Source organism: Cryobacterium sp. Hh38 (assembly GCF_004403235.1).
GTDB classification, from domain to species: Bacteria; Actinomycetota; Actinomycetes; order Actinomycetales; family Microbacteriaceae; genus Cryobacterium; species Cryobacterium levicorallinum.
This window is the reverse complement of the sequence record NZ_SOHD01000049.1, coordinates 69469-79391: the sequence shown is the minus strand read 5'-3', so window position 1 is coordinate 79391 and position 9923 is coordinate 69469. Positions and strand designations below refer to the sequence as shown.

Annotated in this window: 10 protein-coding genes; 2 read left to right on the top strand and 8 right to left on the bottom strand. The window is 66.7% G+C overall.

Translation table 11 applies throughout. From position 1 onward, the window contains the following. Nucleotides 1-157: 157 nt before the first annotated feature. The 6 genes from E3T41_RS17700 to sucC all read right to left on the bottom strand — a co-directional run bounded on the left by E3T41_RS17700 (nucleotide 158) and on the right by sucC (nucleotide 7098). Complete coding sequence (locus E3T41_RS17700; protein ID WP_092449608.1) at nucleotides 158-1237, bottom strand: Glu/Leu/Phe/Val dehydrogenase dimerization domain-containing protein; 1080 nt, start codon at nucleotides 1235-1237, stop codon at nucleotides 158-160. A gap of 164 nt (nucleotides 1238-1401) precedes the next feature. Continuing rightward, on the bottom strand, nucleotides 1402-3072 hold the full coding sequence (gene purH / locus E3T41_RS17695) for a bifunctional phosphoribosylaminoimidazolecarboxamide formyltransferase/IMP cyclohydrolase (protein WP_092449606.1): 1671 nt from the start codon (nucleotides 3070-3072) through the stop codon (nucleotides 1402-1404). Beyond that, nucleotides 3069-3662 (bottom strand): phosphoribosylglycinamide formyltransferase, encoded by a 594-nt coding sequence (gene purN, locus E3T41_RS17690; protein WP_092449603.1) that lies wholly within the window; start codon nucleotides 3660-3662, stop codon nucleotides 3069-3071. Before purN ends, purH begins: the two co-directional genes overlap by 4 nt. Nucleotides 3663-3671: 9 nt before the next feature. Then, nucleotides 3672-4934 (bottom strand): DUF6350 family protein, encoded by a 1263-nt coding sequence (locus E3T41_RS17685; RefSeq protein ID WP_092449601.1) that lies wholly within the window; start codon nucleotides 4932-4934, stop codon nucleotides 3672-3674. A 97-nt stretch (nucleotides 4935-5031) separates the two neighbouring features. Further along, entirely contained in the window at nucleotides 5032-5919 is an 888-nt protein-coding gene (sucD, locus tag E3T41_RS17680; protein ID WP_092449599.1) for a succinate--CoA ligase subunit alpha, read from the bottom strand. 9 nt (nucleotides 5920-5928) lie between these two features. Then, on the bottom strand, nucleotides 5929-7098 hold the full coding sequence (sucC, locus tag E3T41_RS17675; protein WP_134479510.1) for an ADP-forming succinate--CoA ligase subunit beta: 1170 nt from the start codon (nucleotides 7096-7098) through the stop codon (nucleotides 5929-5931). Nucleotides 7099-7360: 262 nt separating this feature from the next. Between sucC and E3T41_RS17670 the strand changes: the two genes are divergently transcribed. Beyond that, nucleotides 7361-8071 (top strand): VIT family protein, encoded by a 711-nt coding sequence (locus tag E3T41_RS17670; protein ID WP_092449594.1) that lies wholly within the window; start codon nucleotides 7361-7363, stop codon nucleotides 8069-8071. A gap of 18 nt (nucleotides 8072-8089) precedes the next feature. Next, complete coding sequence (locus tag E3T41_RS17665; protein WP_092449592.1) at nucleotides 8090-8470, top strand: DUF3054 domain-containing protein; 381 nt, start codon at nucleotides 8090-8092, stop codon at nucleotides 8468-8470. Between the two features lie 191 nt (nucleotides 8471-8661). Here E3T41_RS17665 and E3T41_RS17660 read toward each other — a convergent pair whose 3' ends face one another. Both E3T41_RS17660 and E3T41_RS17655 read right to left on the bottom strand, forming a co-directional pair. Continuing rightward, complete coding sequence (locus tag E3T41_RS17660) at nucleotides 8662-8847, bottom strand: hypothetical protein (protein ID WP_134479509.1); 186 nt, start codon at nucleotides 8845-8847, stop codon at nucleotides 8662-8664. Between the two features lie 98 nt (nucleotides 8848-8945). Beyond that, the gene (locus tag E3T41_RS17655) at nucleotides 8946-9923 is read right to left on the bottom strand and encodes an FAD:protein FMN transferase (protein ID WP_241991234.1); all 978 of its coding nucleotides are present in this window, start codon (nucleotides 9921-9923) and stop codon (nucleotides 8946-8948) included.

Below are 9923 nucleotides of genomic sequence, written 5' to 3'. Positions count from 1 at the left end.
GCCCGTGGCCGTGCCCGTGGCCGCGCCCGTGGCCGCGCCCGTGGCCGCGCCCGTGGCCGTGCCCGTGGCCGCGCCCGATATCGGCAGCGGTCCGGTAATCGGCGTAGCGGCCACCCGTTTCGGGCGCAGTCCTGAATACGCCCAGGGACTGAAGAGGCTACCGGGCGGCGTGCAGGCGTGCAGCGGCGAGCATCTCGGCGGCCGCGAGCGTCGTGATCTCGCTCGCGCGGGCATCCGTGAAGATCTGCGTCAGCACGGTGCCGATAGCAGCGACGCGGGCCGTGATCTGGCCAAGGTCGGCGTTCGGCTCGCTCGCCATGGCGAGGTAGACGACTCCCCCGGCGTTGACGACGAAATCCGGTGCCCAGAGGATGCCTCGCGCGCCCAGCTGGTCCGCTCCGGCAGGCACCGCGAGCTGGTTGTTGGCGGCGCCGCACACGCCCAGCACGTTCAACTCCGCGATAACGCCGGACGTCAGCACGCCGCCGAGGCCGCACGGTACGAACAGGTCGGCGTGCACGCGGTGCGCGTCAGCGACCGACACCCAGCTCGCTCCGAGCTCTTCGGCCAGGGCGTGCTTGTCGGGGTTGATATCCGTGACGGTGAGCGTGGCCCCGGCCGCGGCGAGGGCTCGGGCCAGGCGTCCGCCAACCTGGCCGAGTCCGGAGATGACGAGGTGGCGGCCGCGTACCTCCCGGCTGCCGAAGAGCGCCTCCAGGGTGGATTCGATGCTCGCGTAGACGCCGGCCGCCGTTGCATCGGCCGGTTCGCCGACGCCGCCGCTCGCGGCGGGCAGCCCGCAGACATGGTTCGTGCGTTCGGCGACGATCGCCATGAGTTCGGCGCTCGTGCCGACGTCTTCGGCGGTCATGTACGCGCCGTTCAGGCTCTCGATCGCGTCGCCGAGGTCGAGCATCGCCAGGCGCTTCTCGGCATCGGTCAGCACGGTGCCGAGCGGCAAGTAGATGACCGATTTGCCGCCGCCGAGATTGAGGCCCGCGGCCGCGTTCTTGAGGGTCATGGCGGCAGAAAGGCGCAGGGCGTCGGCTACGGCGTCGGTCCAGGTGGCGTACTGCCACAGGCGCGCACCGCCGAGGGCCTGGCCGAGCCGGGTGGAATGAACGGCGACCGTGATCAGGAGCCCTGAGCGTTCTCCCGTCGTGATCAGCACTTTCTCGTGGGAAAGTGGAATCTGTGCGAGGGAATCGAGGGCGGCGGCTGGGTGCGTGAGGGTCATGGAAACTCCGTTGTATCGGGCCTTGTGAGCCGAGTGCGGTGGCGCCGTTATGTGGCACCGCCTCGAACAGGATAACTGGCACGCGCAGCGGGGGGGAACACCTGCGCGGCCCGGGTACGCAAAAAGCACCCTGACTGCGAGATTCAGGGTGCTCTGCGCGCGCTCTAGTGGAAGAAGTGGCGCTCTCCGGTGAAGTACATCGAGACGCCGGCCGCGGTGGCTGCGGCGATGACTTCGGGGTCGCGCACCGATCCGCCGGGCTGCACGACGGCCTTGATTCCGGCGACGAGCAGAACTTCGAGCCCGTCAGCGAAGGGGAAGAATGCGTCAGAGGCGGCGACCGATCCCTCGGCCCGCTCGCCGGCGCGGCTCACGGCGAGGTGGCAAGAGTCGACCCGATTGACCTGGCCCATTCCCACCCCGACGGATGCCCCGGCATGCGCGAGCAGAATGGCGTTCGACTTCACGGAACGGCAGGACTTCCACGCGAATTCCAGGTCGGTGCGAGTAGCGGCATCCACTTCGGGGCCGGCCACGAGGGTCCAGCCGGCCGAGCTGAATTCTTCAAAGCTGTCGGTCTGCTGCACGAGCAGGCCGCCCGAGATCTGGTGCAGTTCGAGCGAGGAACGCTCGTAGTCGGCCGGCAGCTCGAGCAGGCGAATGTTCTTCTTCTGGGTGAGCAGCTCGACCGCAGCCGGCTCGAATCCCGGGGCGACGAGCACCTCGGTGAAGATTCCGTTGACCGTTTCAGCCATGGCGAGCGTGACGACGCGGTTCGCAGCGATCACGCCGCCGAACGCGGAGATCGGGTCGCAGGCGTGCGCACGCAGGTGGGCTGAAGCGATTCCGTCCGGCGCGTTGGGCTTGGCGATGGCGATTCCGCACGGGTTGGCGTGCTTGACGATCGCGACGGCCGGCTCGCTGAAGTCGAAGGCGGCCCGCACCGCGGAATCCGCATCGACGTAGTTGTTGTACGACATTTCCTTGCCGTGCAGCTGTCGGGCCTGGGCGATGCCGCGGCCCCCCTCGCCGACGTACAGCGCGGCGGCCTGGTGCGAGTTCTCGCCGTAGCGCAGAATTGCTTCGCGGGTGACCTCGATGCCGAGCCCCTCGGGGAACGGCGCCTCTTCCTCGTCCTCGTCGTCGTCGGCCGCCGCAAACTCGACGTCCTCATCGAGCGCCTCGACGTCGTCCTGCCACTGGTCGTAGACGTTTTCGGTGAACCAGGCCGACACGCTCAGGTCGTAATCGGCGGTGTGCTCAAAGGCGAGCGAGGCGAGCTTCTGGCGCAGCTTGAGGGTCGAACCGCCAGCAGCGACGGCCTCGATGATCTCACCGTAGCTGGCCGGGTCGACGACGATCGCCACGTTGGCGTGGTTTTTAGCGGATGCCCGCACGAGCGCCGGTCCGCCGATGTCGATCTGCTCGATCACATCGGCCGGTTCGGCACCGCTCAGGGCGGTTTCCACGAACGGATACAGGTTGACGACAACGAGCTGGAAGGCCTTGATGCCGAGCTCGGCCAGCTGCGCTTCATGGGTTTCGAGGCGCAGGTCGGCGAGGATGCCGGCGTGCACGCCCGGGTGCAGGGTCTTGACCCGGCCGTCGAGTGATTCCGGAAACCCGGTGACGGCCGACACGTCGGTGACGTCGTAGCCGGCGGCGCGGATCGTGGCCGCGGTGGATCCGGTGGAAACGATTTCGACGCCATCCGCTTTGAGGGCGGCGGCCAGGTCGAGCAGGCCGGTCTTGTCGCTCACGGAGATGAGTGCGCGCTCGATGGTGATCTGGTCCCGGTTACGGTACGTGCTGGGCGCGTTGGTGTGTCCACTCATGCTTTGGAGTTCTCCTTGAGGTTCATATGTCCGTTTGCGATGTCGAGCACGGCCTGGATGAGTAGGCGTCGTTCGACGATCTTGATGCGATTCTGCAGGGAAGTTTCGGTGTCGCCGGGCTCGATATCGACGCGTTCCTGGACGAGAATGGGGCCCTCGTCGACGCCGTTATCAACGACGATGATGCTCGCGCCGGTCTGCACGGCGCCGGCGGCGAGGGCGTCACGCACGGCGTGGGCTCCCGGAAATTCGGGCAGATAGGCCGGATGCGTGTTGATCAGGTTCGGCGACAGCGCGGCGACGACGCGCGGCGGCAGCAGTCGCATCATGCCGCTGAGTATGACCAGGTCGGGCTGCCACTGCTGAATCTGGGCGAGCAGTTCGTCGCCCCAGGCCGCCCGGTCTTTAAACGACGAGAAGGGAACGGAGAAGGCCGGGATTCCGAATTCGATCCCGAGCTCCAGCCCGTCGGCGTCGCGGTCGGCGCCGATCGCGATGACTCGCGCCGGAAATTCGGCGTCTTCGGACACCTCGAGCAGGGCTCGCAGGTTGGATCCTCCGCCGGAGATCAGCACGACAATAGACAGCACCGTTTGAGCTTACCGTTTGACCGGGAGCCCCGACGGGACTCGCACCCGGCCGGCAAGCATGCCGAGGGCCGCAGCGACACCGATTTCGGCTGCGGCGAGCGCGCCGACCAGCAGCGGATTCGGGCCGACCTCGACGAGGCGGCCGGGGCCCATCGCGCCGGCCGACCACCAGGAGAGCAGTCCGAGCAGCGCTCCGGCGACCACCCCCATGCCTAGGCCGGTGAGAATGTGTTCGATCGCACTTCGTTCGGCCACACGTCGCTCGGGCACATCGGGGAGAGCCAGCCGTTGCCGGGTCACGACCGCGAATGCGAAGCCGATCAGCACCGGAACGAGCAGCCCGATAAATCCGTAGGCCGGCGTGCCCTGCGGCAGCGCGCCGAAGATGGGCAGGCCGGGCAAGGTGCCCACCACGGTGCCGATCGGCGAGACACTGGTGCCGACTCCCATCGCGATTCCCGGGCCAATGAACCAGGCTGCGGCCCAGATGACGAGGTTGGGAATGAGCGCGAGCTGCGCGAGGGTGATCGTGGCGCCGCCGAATACCCCGGCCTGCACCGCCTCGTACAGCCCGATGATGGTCGCATAGTTGAGAGCGATAAGCACGGCCACGGTCGCGGCCGACACGATCAGCACCCCCGCGGCGGCAGCGGTTCCGCCGCGCAGGGACCCGGCGATCACGATGCGGGTGGTATGCGGCAGCTTTCGATACCACGAGCGGATGCGCCGGCTCACCGGATCCAGACGCTCCGCCACTTCCACGGTCTGGCGCCGCCCCAGTTCCGCCCCGACCACAACGCCGACCGCATAGATGAGCGTCGGCAGCAGAAGCCCCTGCAGCTGGTTGGGCGTGACCGTCTCCGAGACGGCGGACAGGGTCACCAGCGCGGCGAGGACGGCGTAGGTGCCCACGGCGACGCCGACGCCGGTCCAGCGGTGCGGGGTTTCGGCGGCGCGACGGCCGGTGTGCATGCCCATGAGTACGGAGAGCATGGCGAAGCCGAGCGGCACGACGGTGACCAGAAAAGGGGTGTCGGCACCCGCCAGGCCGAGCGCGGCCGCCACGTCCGGGCCGAGCTGCACCGTGAGGTCGACACCGTTGCCGAGCAGCCAGATATCGGCCGCGGCCCGCCAGAACACGAACCATTCGACGGACAGGCCGAAGTGGGCGGCCCAGAGTATGGTGAGCGGCACCATGGCGATGCCGATGCCGATGGCGACAACAAGTAATGCCTCAAGAGCGGCGAGCAGGGCGGTCGTTATGCGGTTCATCCGTTGTGAGCCTATATCGCCCCGGTGACAATGCTTGCCAAGGCCGCACGTAGAAAGGGGCCCGCCGGTCACCCGGCGAGCCCCTCAAACGTTCTACTTACAGTGCGGCAAGTGCCTCGCGCAGCAGGGTCGCAGCCTCGCTCGGCGTCTTGCCGACCTTGACCCCGGCGGCCTCGAGGGCCTCCTTCTTGCCCTGGGCGGTTCCGGCTCCGTCGGAGACGATGGCGCCGGCGTGGCCCATGGTCTTCCCCTCGGGGGCGGTGAAACCGGCCACGTAGCCGATGACCGGCTTCGTGACGTGCGCCTTGATGTACTCGGCGGCCTTTTCTTCAGCGTCGCCGCCGATTTCGCCGATCATGACGATGGCGAGCGTCTCCGGGTCGTTCTCGAAGGCCTCGAGGGCATCGATGTGCGTGGTGCCGATGATGGGGTCGCCACCGATACCGATCGCGGTGGAGAAGCCGAGGTCGCGCAGTTCGTACATCATCTGGTAGGTCAGGGTGCCCGACTTGGAGACGAGTCCGACCGGGCCTTTGACGGTGATATTGGCCGGGGTGATGCCGACGAGTGCTTCACCGGGCGTGATGATGCCGGGGCAGTTCGGGCCGATAATGCGGGTCTTGTTGCCCTTTTTGATGGCGTAGGCCCAGAACTCGGCCGAGTCCTGCACCGGGACACCCTCGGTGATGATGACGAGCAGCGGAATCTCGGCGTCGATCGCTTCGATAACGGCGTCCTTGGTGAACACCGGCGGTACGAAGATGATCGACACGTCGGCGCCGGTCTTCTCGACGGCTTCCTTGACCGTGCCGAAGACGGGGAGTTCGACGTTGCCGTGCACGACGGTGGTGCCGGCCTTGCGGGCGTTGACGCCACCGACGACCTGGGTACCGGCCTTGAGCATGAGGGCGGTGTGCTTGGTGCCCTCACCTCCGGTGATGCCCTGAACGATGACCTTGGAATCCTTGTTGAGGAAGATTGACATTGTTGTCCCTTACTTCGCTGCGTGGGCGAGTTCGGCGGCCTTGGCGGCGCCCTCGTCCATAGTGGCGGCCAGTGTTACGAGCGGGTGGTTCGCCTCGGCGAGGATACGACGACCCTCCTCGACGTTGTTGCCATCGAGGCGCACCACGAGCGGCTTGTTGGCGGCGCTTCCAAGCTCGGCGAGCGCGCCCACGATACCCTTGGCGACAGCGTCACAGGCGGTGATGCCGCCGAAGACATTAACGAACACGCTCTTGACCTGCGGGTCACCGAGAATAACGTCGAGGCCGGCAGCCATGACCTCAGCGGATGCTCCGCCCCCGATGTCGAGGAAGTTGGCCGGCTTGACACTGCCGAAGTTCTCGCCGGCGTAGGCGACAACGTCAAGGGTTGACATGACGAGTCCAGCGCCGTTGCCGATGATACCGACTTCACCGTCGAGCTTGACGTAGTTGAGGCCGGCGGCCTTTGCCTTGGCTTCGAGCGGGTCAGCCGCGGCAGCGTCCTCGAGGAGGGCGTGCTTGGGGTGACGGAAATCGGCGTTCTCGTCGATCGTGACCTTGCCATCGAGGGCGATGATGTCGCCCTCTTCGGTGAGGACGAGCGGGTTGACCTCGACCAGGGTCGCGTCTTCACCCGTGAATACGTCGTAGAGCTTGACGAAGACCGGAGCGACCTTGTCGACGAGCTCGGCCGGGAACTTTGCGTCGATCGCGATCTGCTTCGCGACGGCGAGGTCGATGCCGACCGCGGGGTCGACGGCCGTGTAGGCGAGCGCTTCGGGCTTCTCGACGGCGAGAATTTCGATCTCGACGCCACCCTCGTAGCTGGCGAGCGACAGGTAGGAGCGGTTGGACCGGTCCAGCAGCACGGAGAAGTAGAACTCCTGCTTGATGCGGGCGCCTCTCGCCACCATGACGCGGTGCACGGTGTGGCCCTTGATGTCCAGGCCCAGGATGCCCTGGCCTGCGGCCTCGGCGTCATCCGGAGTCTTGGCTACCTTGACACCGCCGGCCTTGCCGCGGCCGCCGACCTTGACCTGCGCTTTGACGACGACAACGCCGCCGAGCTTCTCGGCCGCTGCACGCACTTCGGCGGGGGTGTCGGCGATAATGCCCGGCAGAACCGGTACACCATATTCCTCAAAGAGGTCTCTCGCTTGGTATTCGTAAAGGTCCACGCTGCTCTTCCAATCCGCGTCGTGGCGATCACCTGCCGGTGCCGGTAGATCGCTACATGATGATGGGTAATTGAGATTGTTGGTGACAGCAGTCGTTGCCGCAAAATAGCTCGACATCAAGACATACCGACCATCTGAAACTCTATCGCGTGAATCAGGCGTCGGGTCGCACCCTGAATCCGCGTCCGCCCACGCCAACCGCCCGCGCAAGGCTAGCCACACCTTGCTGGACCAGGCCTCGACACCCTGCCTATCCTTACTCATGACCAATTTGTCTCACGTGGTGGAACCACACGCCGCCGGCCTTGCCTCACGGTTGAACTGGCTGCGCGCCGGAGTTCTCGGCGCGAATGACGGCATCGTCTCTGTCGCCGCCCTCGTCGTCGGTGTCGCCGCCGCGACCACGGATTCCCACGTCATCCTCATCGCCGGTGTCGCGAGCCTGCTCGCCGGGGCGATCTCGATGGCGCTCGGGGAGTACGTGTCGGTGAGCAGCCAGCGCGACTCCGAACGCGCCCTGATCGCGAAGGAAACCTGGGAACTTGAAAACGAGCCCGACGAGGAACTCGCCGAACTCGCCGGCTTCTACCAGGCCAAGGGCCTGTCGCCCCAGACTGCCCAGCAGGTCGCGGTCGAACTGACCGAGCATGATGCCCTCGGCGCGCACCTCGAGGTTGAACTGCACATCACCGAGCAGGACGTCTCCAATCCCTGGCACGCAGCATACGCATCCGCTATCGCCTTCACCGTCGGCGCGGCGCTCCCCCTGCTCGCCGTCCTGCTGCCCCCGGCCGAATGGCGCATCGCGGCCACCTTCGTCGCGGTGCTGATCGCCCTCGTTATCACCGGTTGGCTCAGCGCGCACCTCGGCAACAGCCCGAAACCGCGCGCGATCGCCCGAATTGTCATCGGCGGCATCCTCGCCCTCGCGGTCACCTATGTCATCGGTGCACTGATCGGCGGCAACGTCTAGCGCATCTAGGCTGAAACCATGTCTCGACAATCCATCGTCACCGCGGGTGTGCTCGACGCCGCCCTCGTGCTGTTGTTCGCCGCGATCGGTCGACTGAGCCACGGCGAGACCCTGGCCGGCCTGGGCGTGACTGCCTGGCCATTTCTCGGCGGGCTGATCATCGGCTGGCTGTTGCTGCGCGCCTGGCGCCACCCGCTCAGCGTGGTCTGGACCGGCCTCGGCATCTGGATCGCAACGGTGGCCGGCGGCCTCCTGCTGCGCCTCGCTGGCGGCCAGGGCGTTCAGCTCAGTTTCGCGATCGTCACGACCATCGTGCTCGGCATCTTCCTGCTCGGCTGGCGCGCCATCGCCGCGCTGGTGCGTCGCACTTCTCGCAAGCGGATGCCCGCCCCGGTCTGATACCCCAGCCGTCTCGTACCCCAGAGGTCTCGTTGACTCCTTCACTTGGCGGCGCGAGAGGCGGCATGGGCGGCCGGGAGTATTCTCGGCGCCAGGAGCCAGGACCGACCGCGACGCTCCTGTTTCGCCTGCCGCAGGATGATCTGGAGCATCCGCTTGACGTGATTGCCGGTGCCGATACGGACTGACGGTCAGTAGCTGTCGTCGTTGTCGAAGTCGATGTCGGGGTACAGGTCGGGGTCAAGATCAAGGTCGATACTGCGGTCATCCGCATCCGGCCCCGCCAAATCCTGGTCGTCGTTCTCCCGGTCCAAATCCCGGTCGAGATCGTCGATTTTCCGGTTCTCGTCGCTCCAGAACTCATTGGCATCGCTCATGATCTGCCTCTCTTTGACGTGAGCGCGGATATTTCGCAGGTCACGGCACCCCACGCCCATGGGGCTTCAAGCAGGGCGAGCTATCTGTCCGGGCCGGTCTACTCGGCACGGTGCAGCCCCGGTGTCGCGAGCAATTGGCCGTCGCGCAGCACGGCAAGCACGTCGATGGCGAACCGCGCGGTCATCTCGTTCAGCGTCGCTTCGCCGCCGGCCACGATCGCCGTCGCGAGCACATCTGCCGTGACAATGTCGGCGGCGAACACGCTTACCTGGCGAAACGGCGATAACTCCCCGTTCAGCGCCGTCCAGATGTGTTCGCCGCGTTCCGCGCTGCCCGACGTCGCTACCGCGCGAAGCGGATGCCGCAGCGGCACGCTGGCCAGCACGTCACCTCGGTAGGCCGGATTGACTATCGCCACGACCCACTCCGGATGCTCGGTGACCACTGCCGGAACGGCCACCCCGTGCCCGGTCGACATCGCGCCGTCGCCGAACTCCCACGCTCCAAACCGACCTTTCGGCTCGCCGCTGACCAGAACATCGCCGCCCGCATTTATGGACCAGTTGAGCAGACCCCGAGAGGTCAACGCCGCACCGGCCTCAGCTATCGCAAGCGCCTTCACCACCCCGGAGAGATCGATCACACCATCGGCGCGATGCGGTGTGAACACGCCATTGCTGCGGTCGCGCCAGGTCAGCGCGAGCGCGTAAGCGTCCCGCACACTCGCACTCGAATCCGTCAAACGGATGTCCCCACGCGCGATCCGGCTCAGCTCCGAGTCGTCCCGGTATAGGCTGAACCGCTCATCCCAGCGCCGAAACATCGCCTTGGCGAGTTCTGCGGCTTCGACCCGAGCGCTCTCCCCCACGGTGTGCGCATCGGAATCGGCCAGCCGCAGGCTCACCATCGTGCCCATCGTCTCGAAAGTCAGCGCTGGCCAGGTGCGATCGACCGATGCGCGGGCGGCCGTGCGGGCTGCCACACGGGCGGACTCCACCGCGTGCGGCAGCCCGGGCGCGGGACGCACCGGCGAGCCGGCGAGTGTGCGTTCGTGATCGGATCCGATGGCGGCCAC